The organism is Rosenbergiella australiborealis (assembly GCF_018494035.1).
In the GTDB taxonomy this organism is placed as follows: Bacteria; Pseudomonadota; Gammaproteobacteria; order Enterobacterales; family Enterobacteriaceae; genus Rosenbergiella; species Rosenbergiella australiborealis.
Map to the genome: position 1 here is coordinate 1 of NZ_JABBFO010000001.1, position 22,539 is coordinate 22,539.

22 protein-coding genes are annotated in these 22,539 nt (G+C 45.1%); 13 read left to right on the forward strand and 9 right to left on the reverse strand.

What is annotated here, in order from left to right:
- Positions 1-364 precede the first annotated feature (364 nt).
- The 4 genes from HGT73_RS00005 to HGT73_RS00020 all read left to right on the forward strand — a co-directional run bounded on the left by HGT73_RS00005 (position 365) and on the right by HGT73_RS00020 (position 2,549).
- A complete protein-coding gene (locus HGT73_RS00005) occupies positions 365-688 on the forward strand; it encodes a site-specific integrase (protein ID WP_214211518.1) in 324 nt (107 codons plus the stop codon).
- 226 nt (positions 689-914) lie between these two features.
- Positions 915-1,103 (forward strand): helix-turn-helix domain-containing protein, encoded by a 189-nt coding sequence (locus HGT73_RS00010; protein WP_214212071.1) that lies wholly within the window; start codon positions 915-917, stop codon positions 1,101-1,103.
- A 64-nt stretch (positions 1,104-1,167) separates the two neighbouring features.
- On the forward strand, positions 1,168-2,091 hold the full coding sequence (locus HGT73_RS00015; RefSeq protein WP_214211520.1) for a peptidoglycan-binding protein: 924 nt from the start codon (positions 1,168-1,170) through the stop codon (positions 2,089-2,091).
- A complete protein-coding gene (locus HGT73_RS00020; protein ID WP_214211521.1) occupies positions 2,088-2,549 on the forward strand; it encodes a lysozyme inhibitor LprI family protein in 462 nt (153 codons plus the stop codon). Before HGT73_RS00015 ends, HGT73_RS00020 begins: the two co-directional genes overlap by 4 nt.
- A gap of 337 nt (positions 2,550-2,886) precedes the next feature.
- On the opposite strand, the gene fis is transcribed toward HGT73_RS00020, so the two are convergent.
- The 8 genes from fis to aroQ form a co-directional block, all read right to left on the reverse strand.
- Positions 2,887-3,183: a DNA-binding transcriptional regulator Fis gene (gene fis, locus HGT73_RS00025; RefSeq protein WP_048912826.1), complete on the reverse strand. Its 297-nt coding sequence runs from the start codon at positions 3,181-3,183 to the stop codon at positions 2,887-2,889.
- 25 nt (positions 3,184-3,208) lie between these two features.
- Complete coding sequence (gene dusB / locus HGT73_RS00030) at positions 3,209-4,174, reverse strand: tRNA dihydrouridine synthase DusB (RefSeq protein ID WP_214211523.1); 966 nt, start codon at positions 4,172-4,174, stop codon at positions 3,209-3,211.
- Between the two features lie 310 nt (positions 4,175-4,484).
- A complete protein-coding gene (prmA, locus tag HGT73_RS00035) occupies positions 4,485-5,366 on the reverse strand; it encodes a 50S ribosomal protein L11 methyltransferase (protein ID WP_214211524.1) in 882 nt (293 codons plus the stop codon).
- A 13-nt stretch (positions 5,367-5,379) separates the two neighbouring features.
- The gene (gene panF, locus HGT73_RS00040; protein ID WP_214211526.1) at positions 5,380-6,825 is read right to left on the reverse strand and encodes a sodium/pantothenate symporter; all 1,446 of its coding nucleotides are present in this window, start codon (positions 6,823-6,825) and stop codon (positions 5,380-5,382) included.
- A 4-nt stretch (positions 6,826-6,829) separates the two neighbouring features.
- A complete protein-coding gene (locus HGT73_RS00045; protein WP_214211528.1) occupies positions 6,830-7,060 on the reverse strand; it encodes a DUF997 family protein in 231 nt (76 codons plus the stop codon).
- Positions 7,061-7,128: 68 nt separating this feature from the next.
- On the reverse strand, positions 7,129-8,478 hold the full coding sequence (gene accC, locus HGT73_RS00050) for an acetyl-CoA carboxylase biotin carboxylase subunit (RefSeq protein ID WP_214211530.1): 1,350 nt from the start codon (positions 8,476-8,478) through the stop codon (positions 7,129-7,131).
- Positions 8,479-8,488: 10 nt separating this feature from the next.
- A complete protein-coding gene (gene accB, locus HGT73_RS00055) occupies positions 8,489-8,953 on the reverse strand; it encodes an acetyl-CoA carboxylase biotin carboxyl carrier protein (protein ID WP_214211531.1) in 465 nt (154 codons plus the stop codon).
- Positions 8,954-8,975: 22 nt separating this feature from the next.
- The gene (gene aroQ / locus HGT73_RS00060; RefSeq protein ID WP_214211533.1) at positions 8,976-9,428 is read right to left on the reverse strand and encodes a type II 3-dehydroquinate dehydratase; all 453 of its coding nucleotides are present in this window, start codon (positions 9,426-9,428) and stop codon (positions 8,976-8,978) included.
- Between the two features lie 637 nt (positions 9,429-10,065).
- Between aroQ and mreB the strand changes: the two genes are divergently transcribed.
- The 7 genes from mreB to tldD all read left to right on the forward strand — a co-directional run bounded on the left by mreB (position 10,066) and on the right by tldD (position 20,178).
- Entirely contained in the window at positions 10,066-11,109 is a 1,044-nt protein-coding gene (mreB, locus tag HGT73_RS00065) for a rod shape-determining protein MreB (RefSeq protein WP_048912818.1), read from the forward strand.
- A gap of 121 nt (positions 11,110-11,230) precedes the next feature.
- Complete coding sequence (mreC, locus tag HGT73_RS00070) at positions 11,231-12,262, forward strand: rod shape-determining protein MreC (RefSeq protein WP_214211535.1); 1,032 nt, start codon at positions 11,231-11,233, stop codon at positions 12,260-12,262.
- Positions 12,259-12,747, forward strand: coding sequence for a rod shape-determining protein MreD (gene mreD / locus HGT73_RS00075; RefSeq protein ID WP_214211537.1), 489 nt, complete (start codon positions 12,259-12,261; stop codon positions 12,745-12,747). Before mreC ends, mreD begins: the two co-directional genes overlap by 4 nt.
- Positions 12,748-12,755: 8 nt before the next feature.
- On the forward strand, positions 12,756-13,331 hold the full coding sequence (locus HGT73_RS00080; RefSeq protein ID WP_214211539.1) for a Maf family protein: 576 nt from the start codon (positions 12,756-12,758) through the stop codon (positions 13,329-13,331).
- 9 nt (positions 13,332-13,340) lie between these two features.
- The gene (gene rng / locus HGT73_RS00085; protein ID WP_214211541.1) at positions 13,341-14,810 is read left to right on the forward strand and encodes a ribonuclease G; all 1,470 of its coding nucleotides are present in this window, start codon (positions 13,341-13,343) and stop codon (positions 14,808-14,810) included.
- Positions 14,811-14,842: 32 nt separating this feature from the next.
- Complete coding sequence (gene yhdP, locus HGT73_RS00090) at positions 14,843-18,673, forward strand: AsmA2 domain-containing protein YhdP (protein WP_214211543.1); 3,831 nt, start codon at positions 14,843-14,845, stop codon at positions 18,671-18,673.
- A 59-nt stretch (positions 18,674-18,732) separates the two neighbouring features.
- A complete protein-coding gene (gene tldD / locus HGT73_RS00095; protein ID WP_214211545.1) occupies positions 18,733-20,178 on the forward strand; it encodes a metalloprotease TldD in 1,446 nt (481 codons plus the stop codon).
- 24 nt (positions 20,179-20,202) lie between these two features.
- Here tldD and aaeR read toward each other — a convergent pair whose 3' ends face one another.
- A complete protein-coding gene (gene aaeR, locus HGT73_RS00100; RefSeq protein ID WP_214211547.1) occupies positions 20,203-21,123 on the reverse strand; it encodes an HTH-type transcriptional activator AaeR in 921 nt (306 codons plus the stop codon).
- A 263-nt stretch (positions 21,124-21,386) separates the two neighbouring features.
- On the opposite strand from aaeR, the gene aaeX reads away from it, so the two are divergent.
- Together aaeX and aaeA are read left to right on the forward strand one after the other, a co-directional pair.
- Positions 21,387-21,590 carry a p-hydroxybenzoic acid efflux pump operon protein AaeX gene (gene aaeX / locus HGT73_RS00105; protein WP_214211549.1) on the forward strand — a complete coding sequence of 68 codons (204 nt, stop codon included), beginning with the start codon at positions 21,387-21,389 and terminating at the stop codon, positions 21,588-21,590.
- 7 nt (positions 21,591-21,597) lie between these two features.
- Entirely contained in the window at positions 21,598-22,530 is a 933-nt protein-coding gene (aaeA, locus tag HGT73_RS00110; protein WP_214211550.1) for a p-hydroxybenzoic acid efflux pump subunit AaeA, read from the forward strand.
- The last annotated feature ends 9 nt before the right edge of the window (positions 22,531-22,539 follow it).

Genomic DNA, 22,539 nt, shown 5'->3' on the forward strand with positions numbered 1-22,539 from the left:
GCTGGCAATGGTTTTATAATCACGAGCGTCCGAATATGGCACTGAATGGCTTCACACCAATGCAGCATATTCAACGTATTAACTGATTCTACTTATCGCCTCCGTTAAAAATGGGGGGATTACCATTATGCTGTGAGTAATGTATTGAATGATTTAACGATTAATGATGTGGGTAAAAAAATAGGCGAAGCGTGACCGTATTTATACTGAGTAAGGGTTAATCGATATTTGGTAATTGACGGCGAGTGAGCGTTTTCTCCCTTACTATGATCATTACTGATGGTGTTTGGCTGCCGCACTCAAGAAGCTCGATTATCGAACTGGAGCGAATGGGATTTAGAAAACTGGGTCTGGACGGTGCCACGTGAACATAGTAGACACACGTATTGTTCGTCCCATCCCATTATTACTCCGACCATTGATTCTTTCTCTCCAGCAGCAGTTTAAAGAGACTGGATTGTTATTGGGAGAAATCAAAGGCTCTGCCAGTGTGAGTCAATGGGGAAGAGTATGTTGGCAAAAATTAAGGCATGGGCAACCTTGGGGCCTCCATGATTGTAGACGCTCTCTTGCTACTAAAATGAATGATATGGGGATGGCGATTTATAATCGTAGCCAATATTGTTTTATTCACTCAACATTATTAGGGGGTTACAATCAGCCGAAAACCCCTCCCCAAGCTGTCTAAGCGCTCTCGACTTGTTAAGCGTTTTTTTGGTAGGAAAATATCTCAATGCCATACACTCTATTTCGTGATAATAATTAGAAAGCTGGGTCGTTATGTCTGTGTTTTTCTAACTTTATATCTTGTCAAACATCAAACTTATTTATGGATGGAGAACAACGGCTATCTGGACCATAATTGGCTGAACTAGATTAAAATTGATGTGTTTATGAAGAAATGAATTTTTTAAATCGTTGTTTTTTATTGTGGACGCCCAAAATTTCTGAGTAAGGACAAACAGACTATTACTGTTAAGCTTTATGATGAAGGAAAATACACAGTCACACAAATATGTGAATTAATGGCAGTGTCAAGGCCCACGCTTTATAAATATATTGGTGCATCAAAAAACAGCACATCATTCGTTATTGTTGGTTGATGATCGTATATTGAGTAACCTTGAGTATAAATGGAATGAAAAATTCATAAGGAAGGAAAAATAAATGTCATATTATAATCCCCGGATATACTGCTTGAAAGGAACTATTGGGAGTTGCGGAACCAATAATCCTGATGATGTAAAAGAAATACAGAAAATGATTATAAATGCTGGGTATCAATTTTCTACCGGAAGAACTATCAGAGTAGATGGAGTATGCGGCCCGGAAACCGAGCAGGCAGTAATATGGTATCAACGTTTGTTGACGTTATCCCCTTCAGGGCTTGTTCACCCCACTGATAGTTTTTTTATGCAGGCAATGGAAAATGCGTACTCTCCAGGACCGCGACCACAGCACACATCAGGTTCTCTCTGGGTAAGTGAAGGGCAGGTTACATTTGATTCACAAGGAATTGATTACATTACCGCAGTGGAACCTTTCAGACAGCAAAGCTATCCGAGTTTCTCCCGTATACTACACTGGCCTGCGAAATTATCATCTGGTGTTACTCTCGGACGGGGGTATGATATGGGAAGCCGTAGTAGTGGCGAGATAACCTCAACACTCAGACAGGCGGGTATTGAGGAATATAAAGCTGTTATCTGTTCAAAAGCATCACATCTTAAAGGACGTCAGGCCGGACAGTTTGTAAAAGTTTATGGCTCCCTTATTGGTGAGATCACGCACAGTCAGCAAATAAGACTTTTTGAAATTGTATACAGAGAAAAACTCAACTATGCAAAAGGTGTATATTCAAGAAATTCACGTCATGTTCATAATCCACTTACTTGGTACAAACTGGATAAAATAATACGCGATGTGTTTGTCGATACCATTTACCAGGGCAATCGGACCGCACCAGAGATGGTCAGAATAATGGCACGTGGTGGTTCTCGGAGTGAAATAATACAATACCTTAAAAATGATTTAACGTTAAGTCGCGATTTACGAAGAAATGAAATAAGGATAAGGAGTCTGAGAAAATGATTAGATATTTTTCTTCTTATATCTTTGGTGCAGTATTGTCAGTTTCTTCTATAAATTCTTATGCAGGAGAAAATCCAGTCAGTATTGTCGTAAATAAGGAAACTACTGCCTGCACAGCAAAGTACGGTGATAATGACAGTGAGTGCCTGAGTTCACTAAGTAAACTGACAGAAAAAAGATTAAATACCGTATATCAGGATAAATTAAAAGAGATCTCAGATTACGATTACACCCAGTGGTGGATGGGTGATAAAAGACGGAGAGAAGAGATGAAGAAAGCGTTTATCCGAAGTCAGGAACTGTGGTTGAAGTATCGTGAGGATTACTGTAAAGCAGCCAGCGCCGGGGCTGAAGGGATTGATGGTTATGGCGCAATCGCATTAAGCTGCGATATTAATATGGGGATAAGGCGTATAGACGAAATCAGGATGGTACATCCTGATCTTTCAGAGGGTTAAGTTTGGCCATACCTTTTGCTCCTATCGCAATTGAGTTTCAACTTGGATGAGTTTATTTATCCCAGCTGCTAGCCGTATTAGCGAGTACTTATAATCTTCTTTGTACAGCTCGTTGCCTAATTGGTACCTTTCTTCCTTGATAGTTTCTAGGCAATCCTCTAAAGCATTGACCAAGTGGAAAGGGGGGAAGGGATAATCTTTAAAAATTGACATATTGATATATAGGATAGTTTATATGTTACAAATTTATGCGTAGTCATCCATGTAGCCACTTCCATAAAAAAAGGCATTATCCTTGCAGATAATGCCTTTCTTTTAAATCAGTTACGAATGAAGATTAGTTCATGCCGTATTTTTTCAATTTCTTACGCAGTGTACCACGGTTGATACCCATCATCAGTGCTGCACGAGTTTGGTTACCACGGGTATACTGCATTACCATGTCCAACAGGGGCTGTTCTACTTCAGCCAGGACCAGTTCATAGAGTTCGTTAACATCTTGACCATTAAGCTGTGAAAAATAATTTTTCAGGGCTTGTTTAACATTGTCACGCAATGGTTTTTGGGTGACTTGGTCTTGTGAGTTAACAGTTGAAACGGTCAGTACGTCAGAATTTACGCGTTGTTCGAACATAGTTCTTTGAGCTCTTTTTTTTCGTTTACGCCAGATTTTCGAAGTATGCTTCCAACGCTTCCAGTTGTTCACTGGCATCCTCTATAGCGTTGAATGAGCGCCGAAACTGGTCATCAGGAGCATGCTCTTGTAAGTACCAAGAAACATGTTTTCGGGCAATACGGTATCCCTTGGCATGACCATAAAAATCATGCAACTCTCGTATATGTCCGATTAGCATTAACTTCACCTCACCGAGTGGTTTTGGTGCCAGTAGCTCCCCTGTGTCCAGGTAGTGCTGGATTTCCCGGAAGATCCATGGTCTTCCCTGAGCTGCTCGTCCTATCATAAGAGCATCAGCTCCCGTGTAATCTAAAACAGCTCGGGCTTTATGCGGGTCAGTGATGTCTCCATTCGCGATAACAGGAATAGAAACACTCTGCTTAACTGTCCGAATACTGTCGTATTCAGCTTTCCCATTAAATAAGCAGGCGCGAGTCCGGCCATGAATGGTTAAGGCTTGTATACCGCAGCGTTCAGCCAATTGGGCAATTTCAACACAATTGCGATTATCGGGGTCCCACCCAGTACGAATCTTTAAGGTAACAGGGACATCCACACCATTAACCACCGCGCGTAGAATCGCTTCTACGATATGAGGATATTGGAGTAGGGCAGAACCTGCCATTTTTCGATTCACTTTTTTTGCAGGGCATCCCATATTAATATCAATAACTTGGGCACCTGAATCTACATTAATTCGGGCAGCTGCCGCCATTTCATCGGGGTCACAACCTGCAATTTGTACTGAGCGAATACCCGGCTCATCACTGTGTACCATACGTAACCGAGACTTATCACTCGCCCAAACTTGTGGGTTAGACGATAACATCTCAGACACTGTCAATCCGGCGCCATTTTCATAACAAAGTGTCCGAAAGGGCCGATCGGTGATACCTGCCATCGGCGCGGCAATCAAACGATTTCGGAGTTGGTAGTGTCCAATGCGCATAGGGTAAAAAGTGGCCTTAAATGGTCGCAAGGCGGCGTATATTACGCATTTTTTCCCGAAGATGAAAGGCCAAACTTTGAACAATTTGTGGTTATGAGTAAAATATATGATCTCGATAACAATTATTAAGTAATAATTATCTTTTAATTCAGTATGTTAACTTCATTTTTGATGCCTATGTAGGCGAGTTTTATTTTTTTTTAAGCCCTTTTTTGAAATAAAAAACTGGATTTGGCTGATTAAAGGTGTTAATTGTGGAATCGGTATCATTCAGCCTATAAAAGTTTAATGATTCTCCGATTCCTTTTTTTTATTTCCGCTTACCGGTAATTCGGCACCACTCTTCTTTTTCTGCCACCGGATCGAGTTCAAAAAACTCAGCATAGGCTTCACACACGCCGTCTGCTTGGCTGGCCAGAATGCCAGAAAGCCCCAGATGGCCACCTGATACCGGTAATACTCGGATTAAAGGGGCGAGTTCGCGCAGCGGGCCTGCAAGAATATTGGCGACAACGACATCCGCTTGTAGATGCTCCGGTTGTTGTTCAGGAAGATAAAGCTCTAATTTCTCCGCTACACCGTTACGTGTTGCATTGTCTCGACTTGCCTGAATGGCTTGTGGATCAATATCAATACCAATTGCTTTTGCCGCACCGAGTTTAAGTGCTGCAATCGCTAAGATGCCTGAGCCACAGCCAAAATCGATGACAGTTTTTCCCTCGAGATCCAGTCCATCTAACCATGTTAAACACAGTGAGGTGGTCGGATGCGTGCCCGTTCCGAAGGCTAAGCCAGGATCTAACATTACATTGACCGCATGTGGATCGGGTACATCACGCCAACTGGGGCAGATCCACAAACGTTCACCGAAACGCATAGGGTGGAAGTTATCCATCCATTCACGCTCCCAATCTTTATCTTCGATTTGTTCTATTTTGTGGTGAAATCCTTCACCTAACAGCGGGTGTGCGGCCATCATGCTGACAATCATCGACATATCGGTTTCGGCATCAAACAGACCAATAATATCCGTATCACCCCATAAGCGGGTTTCGCCCGGTAGTGGCTCATAGACAGGATTATCATGGGTATCTTGAAACGTGACGGAAACGGCGCCCGTTTCGACTAAAGCATCCGCTAATTCTTCGGCATTAGTACCCGAAGTGTTTATTTTAATTTGAATCCAAGGCATAGCATTTCCATTATTAATGAGAGGGCGTTGGCGCAAGGCGCTGTCCGACATGATTAGCGATAATAAAGGACAGTAAACTTGCAATTAATGCTGGGACGATGGGATGTAACCCAAAAAGGTGTACTGAAAAACTCGCTAACAAACTGTAAAGCACCGCACCGACTAACATACCGCTTATTGCACCATAGGCGTTGGCATTTCGCCAGTAAAGTCCGAGCACTAAAGGCCATAAAAATACGGCTTCCAATGCACCAAAAGCGAGTAAATTTAACCAAATAATCATTTGCGGGGGATGCCAAGCAGCAATAATTACAGCGACCCCTAATAAAAACGTGAAACTGATGGATAGACGACGAAGGTGTTTTTCTTGCGTTACGTAAGTAGGGCGTAGACGAAGATAAAGATCTTTTACCAGAGTGGCTGAAGCCTGTAATAGATGAGCGTTGATGTTTGACATCATCGCTGCCATTGGTGCGGCTAAAAAGATCCCTGCGGCGAAAGGCGGTAACACCTTTATCATCAAGGTTGGGATAACTTGGTCGGGAACCGTTAAGTTCGGCAAGAGAGCCCGCCCGAGAGCGCCAGATAAGTGCATTCCAAGCATTAACAGGGTTAATAATAGGCTACCTATCAGAATACCACGATGCATCGATCGGCTATCCTTATAAGAGATCGATCGGATCGCCGTATTCGGTAAACCCAGGACTCCGAAGCAGACGAGAACGGTAAACGACATAATAAGGCTGGGTGTAATGACATTGCCTTCACCATGCAATGTAATTAGTTGAGGATCGATATGCTTTAGCTGCTCTATAGCTTGTGCGCTCCCCCCGGCTGCATGAATCACTGCGAAAAGTAGGAGGCCAGTCCCCACAAGCATCACTAAGCCTTGTAAGACATCATTTAATACACTCGCCCTAAAGCCACCTAATGAGGTGTAGAGAGCAATAATTGCGCCAAAGATCAGTAATCCGTGGGTATAGGGAATACCGACAACGGTTTCCAGCAAGCGTGCTCCGCCAATAAATTGTACGGTCATGATAGCAATAAAGGCGAGCAACAGTGTGAGACTGGCGATTCCTACGACCCAATGGCTTCGATAATGTGCATACAAAATATCGTTAAGCGTTATAGCCTGATAGCGTCGAGCAAGAATCGCAAATTTTTTGCCGAGTACGCCGAGTGATAATAACACCGTCGGCACTTGTGCCATGGCGATCATCACCCAGCCTAAGCCATATTGATAAGCAGCGCCGGGACCGCCAATAAATGAGCTGGCACTGATATAAGCGGTGGTTAATGTCATCGCGAGTAAAAATCCACTCATCGTACGTCCACCGAGAAAATATTCAGTGAGAAACGGGCCATCGGCGCGTTTTTGTTGCACCATGGCAACGATGGAAATAACCACGACAAGCAGTAAATAGATGATTAAAGGAATGAGTACATGAGTATTCATTGGGTTAGTCCTCTAGCGGCAGGTCAGTAAAGAGGTATCGCACCATCATCCAGCAGAGGAAAATAAACAGCGCTGGTGCAAATAAGCATGACCATTCAAACCAGCGAGGAAATCCAAAAACACCGATCTGTTGGCCGCCGAAATAGGCTGTGGTAATCCAGAGGGCTATCCATCCTAGGCTGAGAAGTAAAGACCAGCGAGCTTCTTTATGTGCTTGTGCAAAACGAGGATCCATTGTTGTCCTCACAGTTGACCAAAGAAAAAGGCCGGTCAGACCGGCCTTGATAAGAGTGGGTAAGGCAATTACTTTTCTTGAAGACCGAGTTTCTTTTCTAAATAGTGGATATTCGTTCCACCTTTTGCAAAGTTCTCATCGTTCATAATGCGTAGCTGTAAGTCAATGTTGGTTTTAATCCCATCAATGATTAATTCAGCCAGTGCATTTTTCATCCGGGCAATTGCAACGTCACGCGTTTCACCATAAGTGATCAGTTTTCCGATCATGGAATCGTAGTGAGGCGGAACGGTATAGCCTGCGTAGATATGCGATTCCCAACGAACCCCAAAACCACCCGGTGAGTGGAAACGGGTAATTAACCCTGGGCTAGGTAGGAAAGTATTCGCATCTTCGGCATTGATACGACACTCAATGGCATGGCCCACGACGTCGACATCTTCTTGTTTGATGCTGAGTGGCAGACCAGCCGCAATACGGAGCTGTTCTTTGATCAGGTCAACACCGGTGATCATTTCAGTTACCGGATGTTCTACCTGAATACGGGTATTCATTTCGATGAAATAGAATTCGCCATTTTCAAATAAGAATTCAAATGTTCCCGCACCCCGGTAGTTGATGTCGATACAAGCCTTAGCACAGCGATCACCGATAAACTTACGCAGTTCAGGGGTAATACCTGGTGCTGGGGCTTCTTCAACGACTTTTTGGTGACGACGTTGCATTGAACAGTCACGTTCAGCAAGGTAGATAGCTTGGCCTTGACCGTCAGCAAGAACTTGAATCTCGATATGACGTGGATTCTCGAGATATTTTTCCATATAGACCATATCGTTATTGAAAGCTGCTTTCGCTTCCGCACGGGTCATTTTAATGGACGTTTCAAGGTCTTTATCACTACGAACGACACGCATCCCACGCCCGCCGCCGCCGCCTGAGGCTTTGACAATGATCGGGTAGCCGATACGGTTAGCAATTTGACGGTTTTTGTCCATATCGTCGCCCAGCGAGCCATCTGATCCAGGCACACAAGGGACACCGGTTTTTTTCATTGCATTGATCGCAGAAACTTTATCACCCATTAGGCGAATCGTCTCAGCTTTAGGGCCAATAAACACGAAACCTGAACGCTCTACTTGTTCAGCAAAGTCGGCATTTTCAGATAAAAACCCATAACCTGGGTGAATCGCATCGGCACCGGTAATCTCAGCCGCAGAAATCAGGGCTGGGATATTCAAATAGCTTTTGACCGATGGGGCAGGGCCAATACAGACAGTCTCGTCCGCCATCAGAACGTGCTTTAATTCACGGTCAGCCGTGGAGTGAACAGCGACAGTTTTAATACCGAGCTCTTTACAGGCACGTAAAATACGCAGTGCAATTTCACCACGGTTTGCGATAACAATTTTTTCCAGCATAGAAACCTCGTTATTCGATGATGACCATTGGCTCGTCGAATTCCACCGGTTGACCGCTCTCGATAAGAATCGCTTTTACCACACCGGCTTTATCGGCTTCGATTTGGTTCATCATCTTCATCGCTTCAACGATGCACAGTGTGTCACCGACGTTAACTTTTTGACCGACTTCGATATAAGCCTTAGCATCAGGGCTTGGTGTACGGTAGAAAGTCCCAACCATGGGTGAGCGAACAATGTGCCCGGTCACTTCTGGAGCTGCGGTAGCTGGCGTGGCAGGCGTCTCGGTTGTTGCAGTCGCAACAGCGGGTACGGTTTGCATCGGTGCCGAATAAGAGTGTTGCATCATCGGGTAACCAGTATTAGCCGGTGTACGGTTAATACGCACTGACTCTTCGCCTTCTGAAATTTCTAATTCAGCAATACCAGACTCTTGAACCAGTTCGATTAACTTTTTAATCTTACGAATATCCATGGTGGGTTCCGTACTCTATATATTAATTTGAATTTAACAGGCGGTTGACCGCTGTATGTAATGCCCAACGATATCCGTCAGCACCAAGGCCGCAGATGACGCCGGATGATATATCTGAAAGATATGAATGGTGGCGGAAAGGTTCACGGGCATGCACATTAGATAAGTGCACTTCAATAAAAGGAACACTGACCGCTAGCAAAGCATCACGAATCGCGATACTTGTGTGCGTAAATGCTGCTGGATTGATGATGATATAATCCACTTTATCACGAGCAAGGTGAATATGATCGATCAGCGTAGACTCCGCATTCGATTGATAATGACTTAATTGCACGTTCAACTCCTGAGCCTGAATTTGCAGTGATGACACAATATCGTTTAAGGTGTCACGACCGTACTTTTCTGGCTCCCGAGTTCCCAACAAGTTAAGGTTTGGGCCGTTGAGGAGCAAAATGTGAAATTTATGAGCCATCTTGCGGGTATCTCCTGCAATAGTTAAGCACTGCGTAAAATACTCTGCCCAACTCTATTTGTCACTCGTTACACTCAAAAAAAGCGGTATTTAACGTCATTTAGTTGATGAGTACCGACGTTTTGGCGATTTTAGCCCCTAAAACCGATTAGTTTTTAGGTTAACTTATTGACATATTTTCCATAAAGGATGTCGATTAAGAATACATTCGTAAAGAATCTTCTTAAATATCCTGGCTATAAATACTCCAGTTGAAGAAAGGCTAGTGTTTAGTGTCAATTTTATGTTGAATAATTACGCTAAAAGTTGAGCAAATATCACCAAATAAGAGTAGAATCCCCCGACGTTTGTCCATCGCAAAGCATCGTGATTTTTCCTTACTGTGTGGTCAGCAGAAGAAAGCACAGATAAGTGTTAGATTTTATTTCTCGATGCATTTTTTCAATTTGCTGATATTTGGATAACGAATTGTTTTTTAAGGTATTTGTTATGCGGGTTGCGCTTGACGAGTACTGAGTGTCAATTAACTTAAAGTTTTCACCGAAGCCCCAGAATTTGCGCCTTGTCGCTGCTTCGAGTGGTTGGTAAAGTAGGCGGATTTTATTTTCGCCCCCAGCTTGCAGGATTACCCCCTAGTATGTTTAAAAAATTTCGCGGCATGTTTTCTAATGACCTGTCCATTGACTTGGGTACAGCCAATACCCTGATTTACGTAAAAGGGCAAGGTATTGTCCTCAACGAACCCTCTGTTGTTGCAATTCGTCAAGATAGAGCTGGCTCACCAAAAAGCGTTGCTGCGGTAGGACAAGGAGCCAAGCAGATGCTAGGTCGTACCCCCAGTAATATTGCCGCAATTCGTCCGATGAAAGACGGTGTTATTGCCGACTTTTTTGTGACAGAAAAAATGTTACAACACTTTATTAAGCAAGTGCATAGCAATAGTTTTATGCGTCCGAGCCCACGTGTATTGGTCTGTGTACCGGTTGGTGCGACGCAGGTAGAGCGTAAAGCGATTCGTGAATCGGCATTAGGTGCCGGTGCACGTGAAGTATTCCTTATCGAAGAACCAATGGCTGCTGCAATTGGCGCAGGTTTACCTGTTTCCGAAGCGACAGGGTCAATGGTGGTTGATATCGGAGGGGGTACGACAGAAGTAGCGGTAATCTCCCTTAACGGCGTCGTCTACTCAGCGTCCGTACGTGTCGGTGGTGATCGGTTCGATGAGGCGATTATTAACTACGTACGTCGCAATTATGGCGCATTAATTGGTGAAGCGACGGCTGAGCGTATTAAGCATGAAATCGGCTCTGCTTATCCGGGTGATGAAGTGTTGGAAATTGAAGTTCGTGGACGTAATCTTGCAGAGGGTGTGCCGCGTGGGTTTACACTTAACTCCAACGAAATCCTCGAAGCACTTCAAGAACCGCTTACTGGCATTGTCAGTGCAGTAATGGTCGCTTTGGAGCAGTGTCCACCTGAACTCGCCTCTGATATTTCAGAGCGTGGGATGGTCTTAACGGGTGGTGGCGCTTTGCTGCGTAACCTTGACCGTTTATTGATTGAAGAAACAGGAATTCCCGTTGTCATTGCCGAAGACCCGCTGACTTGTGTTGCGCGCGGCGGCGGTAAGGCACTGGAGATGATTGATATTCACGGCGGCGATCTCTTTAGCGAAGAGTAATAGACCATTCGCTGAATCTGAGCTTATGCACTACTCTGTATTCAGTAGGATCATCTTTCCGGCCTTGGGGAGTGCATAGAAACGCGCTCCCTTGTTTTTTGTTAAAAACACGCAGGGTTTTATGAAGCCGATTTTTAGCAGAGGTTCCTCTCTGCAGATACGCTTAGTATTAGCTGTATTGGCGGCTATAGCAGTTATCATTACTGATAGTCATGTTAGCTCTTTTCGCGGGATACGTGACTACCTCGACACCTCGGTCAGCCCATTTTACTTTATGGCTGATGGCCCTCGCCGTTTTCTTGATAGTACGGCAGATGCTTTCACCTCTCGTCAAACACTCGAACAAGAAAATCTTGCCTTACAACGTGAGTTGCGGCTAAAAAACAGCCAATTGCTGCTGTTAGGGCAATATCGTCAAGAAAATGTTCGTTTGCGGGAATTGTTGGGATCGCCGCTACGCCAAGATGAGCACAAAATGGTGACTCAGGTTATTTCAGAAGCGACCGATCCTTACAGTCATCAAGTGGTTATCGATAAAGGTGCTAGCAGCGGTGTCTACGAAGGTCAGCCGGTTATTAGTGACAAAGGTGTTGTCGGTCAAGTGATCGCTGTCGCACAATTCTCTAGCCGAGTGCTTCTGATTTGCGATGGTTCACATGCTTTACCGGTACAGATTCTTCGTAATGATTTACGTGCGATAGCTACCGGAAATGGATGTAGTGAAAATTTACAACTTGAACATTTGACGGGTAATGCGGATGTGAAAGTCGGCGATGTTTTGGTGACATCAGGACTGGGTGGGCGATTCCCGGAGGGATACCCGGTTGGCGTGGTTGCTTCAGTCACCCCAGATACCCAGCGCGCCACTACGGTGATTGAGGTTCGTCCAGCTGCAGACTTGCAACGTTTACGCTATCTATTACTATTGTGGAATAACGATAATAAATCTGGCGTACCGGCAACGCCTCAAGAGGTAAATCAAGTGGCGAATGAGCGTTTACAGCAGATGATGCCGCAAGTTCCCACCAGCACAACGACCGATCCTACGACAGGAAAATCGCCACTGGGTGCGGCGCAGCCAGCAGTCTCAGGTCCAGCAGTGAGTACGCCAACGATAACTGGGCGTTCAACTGTGCCAGGAGGGCGTCCTTGAGTCGCTATCGTAGACAAGGAAGTTGGGTAATTTGGCTTTCATTTATTATCGCGTTGATTTTACAGGTAATGCCTTGGCCTGAACAATATTATATGTTCAGGCCATCTTGGATGTTGCTGCTTCTTTTATACTGGATTTTGGCGCTACCGCATCGTGTGAATATCGGCACTGGTTTCTTTGTGGGTGCGGTAATGGATTTGCTCTCCGGGGCGACCTTGGGCGTTCGTGCACTCACCTTTAGTATCATTGCATATCTGATCGTGTATCGTTTTCAATTATTCCGGAATTTGGCACTATGGCAGCAAGCTGGGGTCGTAGTGTTGTTCTCCCTTGTTAGCGATGTCATGGTCTTTTGGATTCAGTTTATGGTGACAGATATTACTTTCCGCCCAGAAATTTTTATCGGTGCACTGGTCGATGGATTGTTGTGGCCTTGGCTATTTTTGTTGATGCGTAAAATCCGTTATCAATTTTCGATTCAATAAGGCTGCTTATGTATCCCATTTATCTTGCCTCTTCATCCCCTCGCCGCGCTGAATTATTAACACAATTAGGCGTTCCTTTTACGCGACTAAAGACAGACGTGATGGAGCAACGTCATCCCCAAGAGGGGCCACAAGATTATGTGGTTCGTTTATCGCAAGACAAAGCGCGTGCTGGCGTCGCAGTTGCCGTAGAGAGTATGCCTGTACTCGGCGCGGATACAATAGTTGTTCTTAATAACCAAGTTTTAGAAAAGCCGCTATCGGTGACTCATGCATTTCAAATGCTGACTCAGCTGTCGGGCAAAACCCATGAGGTGATCACGGCGGTTACTGTCGCGACGAACTCCCAGAGTCAAACAGTATGGGTGAAGACGGCCGTTGAGTTTTGCGTGCTTACTCCGCAGCAAATTAATCACTACATTGCGACACAAGAACCGATGGATAAAGCCGGTGCTTACGGTATTCAAGGTCTGGGTGGAAATTTTGTCCGCCAAATTCACGGAAGTTATTCGGCGGTTGTTGGACTGCCATTAGTTGAAACCCGTGAGTTATTAGCTGACTTTTCACAATACCGAGAGCGATAAGGAGTGTCCATGACTGCTGAACTGCTGATAAATGTTACCCCTTCTGAAACGCGTGTGGCTTATCTCGATAATGGTATCCTGCAAGAAATTCATATTGAACGTGAAGCCAAACGGGGTCTTGTTGGGAATATCTATAAAGGTCGTGTGAGCCGTGTACTACCAGGGATGCAGGCGGCCTTTATCGATATTGGTTTAGATAAGTCAGCTTTTCTACATGCTTCAGATATTGTGCCCCATACTGAGTGTGTTGCAGGAGAAGAGCAAAAAAAATTCCATGTTAAAAATATTTCTGAGTTAGTCAGACCAGGGCAAGATCTTATGGTTCAAGTGGTTAAAGATCCGCTGGGTACCAAGGGCGCTCGTCTGACGACAGATATCACTTTACCCTCTCGTTATCTTGTTTTTATGCCTGGTGCTTCACATGTAGGCGTTTCTCAACGTATTGAAAGTGAAGCCGAACGTACACGCCTAAAGAAAGTGGTCAATCAATACTGTGATGATCAAGGTGGATTTATTATTCGTACTGCGGCAGAAGGTATTAGCGATACTGAGCTGGCACGTGATGCAGCATTTCTTAAACGTTTATGGGCAAAAGTGTGTAAGCGTAAAAAGCGTCATCAAACGCGCATTAAACTCTATGGGGAAATTGCCCTTGCAGCACGAGTATTACGTGACTTTGTTGAAGCACCCCTTGATCATATTCGTGTCGATTCGGTTTCGACATACGAAAGTCTGTTGGAGTTCACCGCAGAATATGTGCCTGAACTGACGGAAAAGTTAGAGCATTACAGCGGAAAGCAGCCTATATTCGATTTGTACGACGTCGAGAATGAAATTCAACGTGCGATGGATAGAAAAGTTGCTCTTAAGTCCGGGGGTTACTTAATTATTGATCAAACTGAGGCGATGACCACTGTTGATATTAATACCGGTGCGTTTGTTGGGCATCGTAATCTTGAAGAGACTATTTTTAATACGAATATTGAAGCAACTCAGGTGATTGCTCGCCAACTACGGTTACGTAATTTAGGCGGTATTATTATTATTGATTTTATTGATATGAATAATGAAGAGCACCGTCGACGAGTATTACATACACTTGAGAGTGCGATGAGCAAAGATCGTGTCAAATGCAGTATTAATGGGTTTTCATCGCTAGGCCTCGTGGAAATGACACGTAAGCGAACCCGTGAAAGTTTGGAGCATATTTTGTGCGGTAAATGCCCGACGTGTTTGGGGCGAGGCACGGTAAAAACCCCAGATACTGTTTGCTATGAAATTATGCGTGAAATAGTACGCGTCCATCACAGTTATGACTCTGACAGTTATTTAGTTTATGCATCGCCTAAAGTGTGTGAAGCATTAAAGAATGAAGAAGCTCATGCCTTAGCGGAAGTCGAAATCTTTCTTGGCAAGTCCGTGAAAGTCCAAGTTGAACCCCTGTATACCCAAGAGCAGTTTGACGTGGTACTGATGTAATTATCGGCAATGGAGAGTGGAGTGAGGGGACAGTGAGCAGGCTATCGAAGTGGACGTTACGTATCATTACCGCTTTACTCGTAATGGCTGCACTGATGGTGACAGCCTTGCGTTTGGCTATGCCGCATATGAACCATTATCGCTCACAATTACTTAGCGCAGCGTCGACAGCAGCAGGTGTTCATCTCTCCGCAGATAAACTACAGGGTGAGTGGAAAAATTTTGGGCCGACGTTGGAGGTCGAAAACTTTTCTGCAGCGTTAGCCGATGGTGCAACCTTACGTATAAAACATGTCACTCTGGCCCTCGATATTTGGCAATCATTGTTGCATGCTAACCTGACATTTCGCGATCTTACCTTTTGGCAATTACATTTCTCTATTCAGCAATTTTCTGAACAGGACACATCCTCTCATTCAGGGTATGACAGCAATAAAGTTAAGAATCTCTTTTTACAGCGTTTTGATCACTTTATTTTACGAGAGAGTTCTGTGGAGTTTCCGACGCCATCAGGACAACGCGTTACCCTCAATATCCCAACACTAACCTGGTTTAACGAAGGCAAACTTCATCGAGCAGAAGGCCTTGTCAACCTGAGTAGTTTTACAGGGCAGCATGGTACCGCGCAATTACGCGTAAACTTACAAGACAACGAACAGCTTCTCGACAAAGGAACGATTTGGCTTAAAGTTGATGATATCGATGCCAAACCTTGGTTAGGTCGTTGGGTCAATGAAAATACCAACCTAAAGAAAGCCCATTTGAGCTTGATGGCCTGGCTCCATCTCTCAGAAGGTACATTGGCGTCTGGTGATGTCGTGATTAATCACGGTGATGCTCAATGGCAGGAAGGGAATCAAACGGCCCACCAGCTTGAACTAAGCCAACTTTCAGCGCGGTTATCTCGTGTCGAAAAAGGGTTTATCTTATCGATCCCTGATACAGGTATTTCGATTGACCAGCAGCGTTGGCCAAAAGGAAGTCTCGCCTTTAATTGGCAAGCAGATAGTCAGCAGCCTTGGTTACCCGCCACGCATTCTATGATGAGAGTGCGAGCGGCAAATATTGATATTGCGGGCCTCACACCTTTAGTACCGTTGCTCTCTCCCTTATACACAGACTATGCCAAACTCTGGCAGCAGGCCGCGCCACAAGGCCACTTAATGACGCTGGCGGCAGATATTCCCTTCGATGACCTGCGTCACACACGTATTGAAGCCAAATGGCGAGACGTAAGCTGGAAAGCATTAGCTCAGGTCCCGGCTATCAAAGATTTTTCGGGCTCCTTGACGGGCGGCGTGGAACAGGGCGAAACACAAATAGAGTTGGGGCAGCAAGCTATCGCCTCACAGGGGCAACTACTTGCACCGATTGAGTTACAGCGCTTTGTAGGGGGATTCTCTTGGAATAAGGGTGAGGATGCTCTCTCTCTTTCGGGACATGATCTGTATATCAAAGCTAAATCGGTTGAAGCAAAAGGTGATTTCTCTTATCAGCAGTCACCTCAGCAACCGCCTAATTTACAATTACTCGCCGGGATTAATACGGACAATGGTGCTGACGCGTGGCGGTATTTTCCAATCAAAATTATGCCTAAAGCACTGGTGCATTACCTAAGTACCGCTATTCAAGGTGGTCAGGCTCGAAATGCAACCTTAGTCTTTGCAGGGAATCCTCATCAATTTCCTTTCCTCCATAATGAAGGTACTTTCCAAGTGACGGTGCCGCTAAAACAGGCAACCTTTGCTTTCCAGCCAAATTGGCCTGCGCTATCTCCCCTCGATATTAATTTAAATTTTGTGAATAACGGGTTATGGATGGATGCGCCTTCAATTAGGTTAGGAGCGGTTCCTGTTCGGCATGTGACGGCAGTTATTCCTGACTATGACAAAGAAGAGCTCTTGGTCGATGGGGATATTCGCGGTCAAGGGGAAGATATTCATCGCTACATGAAGACTACTCCTCTGGCAAACAGTGTCGGTAGTGCATTAGACGAACTCAATGTAAAAGGTGAGGTTTATGGTCATCTCGGACTGACGATACCCCTTAATGGTAAAGAGGTCATCGCGAAAGGGGATGTAAATTTACAGAATAATCAACTGACTATCGTACCCTTACAAACCCGGATGAAAGGGGTAACGGGTAAATTTACCTACAATAATGGTCGGTTAGTCAGCACGCCTATATCAGCTCAATGGTTTGGGCAGCCGGTAAATGTGGTTTTCTCAACACAAGAAAACGCTAAACAATTTGACGTTAATATCCAAGCAGATGGCAACTGGGCAGTAGAAAGGGTGAATGCCATACCAAAAGCGTTATCGCAGCAGTTACAAGGTGAGTTACCGTGGCAAAGTCAGATAACAATCGCGCTGCCTCATGATGGGGGGGCAAACTATCATATTACCCTACAAAGCGATGCGACAAGGGTAAAAGGGCGTTTACCGGATGCGTTAGGGATAGAAACGAAATCATTTCCGATCACTGTGCAAGCAACGGGTGACCTTTCGACGTTGCACGTTTCTGGAGCAATCGACCATCGGCAACATTTTGCGACGCAATGGAACCTGTCTCCTAAGTTAGCGTTAGTGAAAGGCATATGGGCAAATGAGAACAGTGAGTCGGTATCTTTACCACAGTCCTCAGTAATGAGGGTGAGCTTACCGGCGCTGGACGGTAATCGACTCATCACGCTATTACAGGAACTGCGATCAACCACGTCCGTACCCTCTAAAAAAACTGCCCATGCTCGGCCTGTCGCCGAGCGTTGGCAGGATAGTCTTCCTTTTCAGCTTCCTGCGACCATACAGTTGACAACACCTGCATTAACTCTTTATGGGCAACAGTGGCGTAATTTAACCGTTACGGCAGAAAAATTACTTTCTCAACCTTATTTGACGCTGGACAGTGAAGAGGGTCGAGGGAGTTTACAAATTCGTCCAGGACAGCCTTGGCTGCTTAATCTTGGTTATTTTTACTATAATCCGCAATTTCCGTTATCCCTTGCGATGCAGCAAACTTCTGTACCGTCGAGTCCGACACAAATCGATATTAACCAATTACCGAAGCTTGATATCAACTGTACCTCTTGCTGGTTTGCCGGACAAAATTTTGGTCAAGTGAAAGGTAAATTGAGCGTAAGTCAGAATACCTTATTATTGCGGGATGGTGCCATTGACACGGGACATAGCCGACTATCCGTAATGGGCGAATGGAACACAGTGCCCGGTCAAGCACGTACTGCGTTAAAAGGACATTTACGTACTGATAATCTTGCTGATGCCGCGCATTGGTTTGGCTTAACAGTTCCCGTCAGTGACACGCCGTTACAGTTAGGCTATGACCTATACTGGAAAGATGTCCCGTGGCGACCCTCAATCCAAACATTGAGTGGACTCTTGACCCTGACGGCCGGAAAAGGCGCTTTTCGCCATATGGAAACAGGGACAGCAGGACAAGTATTGCGTCTACTGAGTATAGATGCGCTATTACGTAAAGTGAGTCTCGACTTCAGAGGCACTTTTGATAGCGGTTTTTATTACGATAGTATTAAGGGTACTGCGTGGATTAATAACGGGATATTGCACACTGAAAATGTCAATATCGATGGCCTTGAAGCGGATATAGGTATGAAAGGAACGGTAGACTTCGTTCATCATCAGTTTGATCTACTGGCTACGGTGGCACCAGAAATATCCGTCCCTGTTGGAGTGGCCGCCGCCTTTGCTATCAATCCTATTGTTGGCGCGTCGGTGGTGCTTGCAAGTAAAGTATTGTCCCCTATCTGGAGTAAGATATCTTTACTGCGTTACAGTATTACCGGCCCGTTAGACAAGCCTGTTGTGCAAGAAGTTCTGCGTAAGTAAAGAATGAAATAGCCGAAGTGAGATATTGTCTCAAAGGCGCCAATAAAAAGTGAGAATTTATGAAACTGAACTTGGTTAGCGAGCATTTACTAACTCAAAATACAATCACGCACCAAGATCTTTCTCGTGTGCTCAGCCAGCTTTCAGAGCGTCAATTAGACTACGGTGATCTCTATTTTCAGTCGAGTATGCATGAATCGTGGGGCCTTGAAGACAATATTATCAAAGAAGGCTCTTGGCACATCGATCAAGGTGTGGGTATCCGTGCAATAAGTGGTGAAAAAACCGGTTTTGCTTATGCAGATCAGCTGACGTTAAAAGCTCTCGAACAAAGTGCGACGGCGGCGCGTAGTATCGTTCAGGAACAAGGGAATGGAAAAATCCGAACCCTAGCGGCAGTTGAGCATAAAGCGTTATATGCAGCGGTCAATCCGCTGGATAGCCTGACACGCGAAGATAAAATTGCATTATTACATCGGGTTAATCGGGTAGCCCGCGATGCTGATCCACGTGTGCAAGAAGTTAGCGCCCACTTATCCGGTGTCTATGAAGAAGTCTTGATTGCCGCGACGGATGGTACGTTTGCAGCGGATATTCGGCCCCTTGTTCGTTTATCGATAAGCGTACAAGTTGAGGAAAATGGTAAGCGTGAGCATGGTTCTTGCGGCGGTGGCGGCAGAACAGGATACGAATTTTTCTTACTGGATGAACAAGGTGAAGCACGCTGTGACGGCTGGGCAAAAGAAGCGGTCAGAATGGCGTTAGTCAACTTATCGGCAATTGCAGCTCCGGCAGGAACCTTCCCGGTAGTATTAGGTGCCGGTTGGCCAGGCGTACTGCTTCACGAAGCAGTAGGTCATGGTTTAGAAGGCGACTTTAATCGTCGAGGAACCTCAATGTTTAGTGGTCAGATGGGCCAACTTGTCGCCTCGGAACTTTGTACGGTGGTCGATGATGGAACGTTGAGCGGGTTACGCGGTTCAATTGCGATTGATGACGAGGGAGTACCGGGTCAATACAATGTATTGATTGAGAAAGGCATACTGAAAGGGTTTATCCAAGATAAATTAAATGCTCGTTTAATGGGACTGCCACCTACAGGGAACGGTCGTCGCGAATCCTACGCTCATTTACCTATGCCGAGAATGACAAATACCTATATGTTGGCTGGGCAATCGACGCCACAGGAAATTATCGATAGCGTGGAGTATGGTATTTATGCACCGAACTTTGGAGGCGGCCAAGTCGACATTACCTCAGGAAAATTTGTGTTCTCAACGTCTGAGGCTTATTTAATCGAAAAAGGCAAAATTACATCGCCAGTGAAAGGGGCCACGTTGATCGGGTCAGGAATCGAAGCGATGCAACAAATCTCTATGGTGGGTAATGATCTCGCTCTGGATAAAGGGGTCGGCGTTTGTGGCAAGGAAGGGCAAAGTGTTCCTGTGGGGGTAGGGCAACCGACTCTCAAACTCGATCGCTTAACGGTCGGTGGAACCGCTTAACATCGATAAAGGTAGCCAACATGGCTACCTTTTGCTCAGAAAAAGCTCGTAGCGTGTTGCCATTTCCTTAAAATACTCGGTGAGTAACGCTAAACAAATTTGCACTTTTAGCGGTAATTTATCTTTCTCAGTATACAGTGCGTGAACGGGGCGCGGCTTGGCGCTGTAATCGGGCAGTAAAATTTTGATATTTCCTTGTTTGACCTCATCCATCACCCACATCATCGGCATATAGGCAATACCTGCCCCAGATTTTAGCCAATGTACGAGAGTTTGTGGGTCATTGGTGGCGAAGCGACCACGCAGAGACAGATGGATTAACTCACCGTCTGGCGTCGTAAGCTCCATCTCATTATAAGGCGATAGCGTGTATTCCAACCAAGAGAGTGCGGAAAGCTCACTGTGATGGGTAGGTAGCGTAATTTTACTGAGATATTCTTTACTGGCGCAAATCACCATCGGCATGGCTCCAATTTGTCGCGAGAAAAGTGTCGAGTTCTCCAAGTGCCCCGTCCTTAAAACCAGATCTAAGCCATGAGTAATTAAATCTGGTGTCGGGTTATCCGTAATGAGATCGATTTCTAAGCCAGGGTAATCAGTGAGCAAATTTACGGCGATAGGGGCAAGAACATTTTGCGCCATCGTTGTACTGCATCCAATGCGTAGGGTGCCAACAGGGGTATTATTAAACTCATACAATTGTTCGTGAACCAGTGTCACTTCATTTAGCATGCGTTGGCAGCCGAGATAATAAATTTTCCCTGCTTGTGTCATGCCAATGCGCCGTGTACTACGATTAAGAAGTTTAATGTTTAATTCATCCTCCAAACGAGAAATCGTTTGAGAAATTGAAGAAACGCTGACCTGCATCTGCTGTGCGACCGCGGTAAATGAGCCCAATTCGACGACTTTGGCAAAAACAGACATTCTTTTTAATCGTTCCATTATTAACTCTGAGTTAAAAGTGATTTAGTTCACGAAATATAGAAAAGGATCGTTAAGACAAGTTACTATAGTGCCATTGATGAAAGTTTATTTCTCTATTCTCGCATCGTCGTTGTTATCTTTAGCGTTACGTTTTAGATCCTTATAGGGTAGCCACCCTATTTTTGTTAGCTATGTGACAGAATATATTGTCATCATGGATCTTATCGCTTTCCCGTCACCCATGCATTGCCGCCGCTGGGTATTGTGTTAAAGGATTTTACATGAGTGTGCATCCAGTTTTGGTGATATTTGGGCTCTCATTTCCACCTATTTTTGTTGAGCTTATTTTATCTCTGATTGTGTTTTGGCTAGTAAAAAAAGTGCTAACCCCAACCGGCATCTATGATTTGGTTTGGCACCCTTCGTTGGTCAACACCGCTCTATACTGCTGTGTGTTTTATCTTGTTTCGTGCTTAATCGTCTGAGGTTTCAGTGAAAACGTTAATAAAAAAAGTGGCCCGCTATGCAATTACCTTTGTACTGGTGGTTATTGCCATCGTGATTATTTTTCGTACATGGGTATATTATACCGAATCGCCTTGGACACGTGACGCCAAATTCTCAGCGGATGTGGTGGCTATTGCTCCAGACGTTACAGGCTTAATCACGCATGTGAATGTTCACGATAATCAGTATGTTAAACAGGGCGATACCCTGTTTGAAATCGATCGTCCTCGCTTCAAAGAAGCGTTGGATGAAGCACAAGCCGACGTTGATTATTACCAAGCGGTCGTTGCTGAAAAACGTCGGGAAGCAGCAAGACGTAACCAACTGAGTACCATCGCTCTGTCCCGTGAAGCGGTAGAACAAGCGAATAATGATCTGCAAACGAGTGAGCATCAATTAGCGAAAGCCTCCGCTGCGCGAGATTTAGCTCAGATCGATCTCGAGCGTGCCACGGTTAAGGCTCCTGCTGACGGGTGGATAACAAACCTTAATGTGTACGGGGGGGATTTTATTAGTCGTGGCTCAGTCGTGGTCGCTTTAGTAAAAGATCGTACTTTCTATGTAACCGCTTATCTTGAAGAGACCAAACTACACGCGGTACGTCCGGGACTACGCGCTGAAATCACGCCATTGGGAAGTAATTTAACCCTCAGAGGAACCGTGGAAAGCGTCGCAGCTGGGGTAAAAAATAGTAGTAGTTCAAACGATACTAAAGGACTGGCGAGCGTAGACTCCAATTTAGAATGGGTCCGTTTAGCACAACGTGTTCCTGTCCGTATTCATCTTGATGAGCCAGTAAGTAACCACTTCCCAGCCGGAACGACAGCGACGGTTATTATTACCGGTGAAAAAGATCGTCCCGATCCACAGCCATCGCCACTTCAAAAGTTAACGAATCGACTGCGTGAATTTGGATAATCGGGAGGC

Bases quoted from the DNA above. Each gene is read 5' to 3' on its own strand.
- HGT73_RS00015 (WP_214211520.1), top strand. From the start codon at position 1,168: ATGTCATATTATAATCCCCGGATATACTGCTTGAAAGGAACTATTGGG.
- HGT73_RS00020 (WP_214211521.1), top strand. From the start codon at position 2,088: ATGATTAGATATTTTTCTTCTTATATCTTTGGTGCAGTATTGTCAGTT.
- fis (WP_048912826.1), bottom strand. From the start codon at position 3,183: ATGTTCGAACAACGCGTAAATTCTGACGTACTGACCGTTTCAACTGTT.
- dusB (WP_214211523.1), bottom strand. From the start codon at position 4,174: ATGCGCATTGGACACTACCAACTCCGAAATCGTTTGATTGCCGCGCCG.
- prmA (WP_214211524.1), bottom strand. From the start codon at position 5,366: ATGCCTTGGATTCAAATTAAAATAAACACTTCGGGTACTAATGCCGAA.
- panF (WP_214211526.1), bottom strand. From the start codon at position 6,825: ATGAATACTCATGTACTCATTCCTTTAATCATCTATTTACTGCTTGTC.
- HGT73_RS00045 (WP_214211528.1), bottom strand. From the start codon at position 7,060: ATGGATCCTCGTTTTGCACAAGCACATAAAGAAGCTCGCTGGTCTTTA.
- accC (WP_214211530.1), bottom strand. From the start codon at position 8,478: ATGCTGGAAAAAATTGTTATCGCAAACCGTGGTGAAATTGCACTGCGT.
- accB (WP_214211531.1), bottom strand. From the start codon at position 8,953: ATGGATATTCGTAAGATTAAAAAGTTAATCGAACTGGTTCAAGAGTCT.
- aroQ (WP_214211533.1), bottom strand. From the start codon at position 9,428: ATGGCTCATAAATTTCACATTTTGCTCCTCAACGGCCCAAACCTTAAC.
- mreB (WP_048912818.1), top strand. From the start codon at position 10,066: ATGTTTAAAAAATTTCGCGGCATGTTTTCTAATGACCTGTCCATTGAC.
- mreC (WP_214211535.1), top strand. From the start codon at position 11,231: ATGAAGCCGATTTTTAGCAGAGGTTCCTCTCTGCAGATACGCTTAGTA.
- HGT73_RS00080 (WP_214211539.1), top strand. From the start codon at position 12,756: ATGTATCCCATTTATCTTGCCTCTTCATCCCCTCGCCGCGCTGAATTA.
- rng (WP_214211541.1), top strand. From the start codon at position 13,341: ATGACTGCTGAACTGCTGATAAATGTTACCCCTTCTGAAACGCGTGTG.
- tldD (WP_214211545.1), top strand. From the start codon at position 18,733: ATGAAACTGAACTTGGTTAGCGAGCATTTACTAACTCAAAATACAATC.
- aaeR (WP_214211547.1), bottom strand. From the start codon at position 21,123: ATGGAACGATTAAAAAGAATGTCTGTTTTTGCCAAAGTCGTCGAATTG.
- aaeX (WP_214211549.1), top strand. From the start codon at position 21,387: ATGAGTGTGCATCCAGTTTTGGTGATATTTGGGCTCTCATTTCCACCT.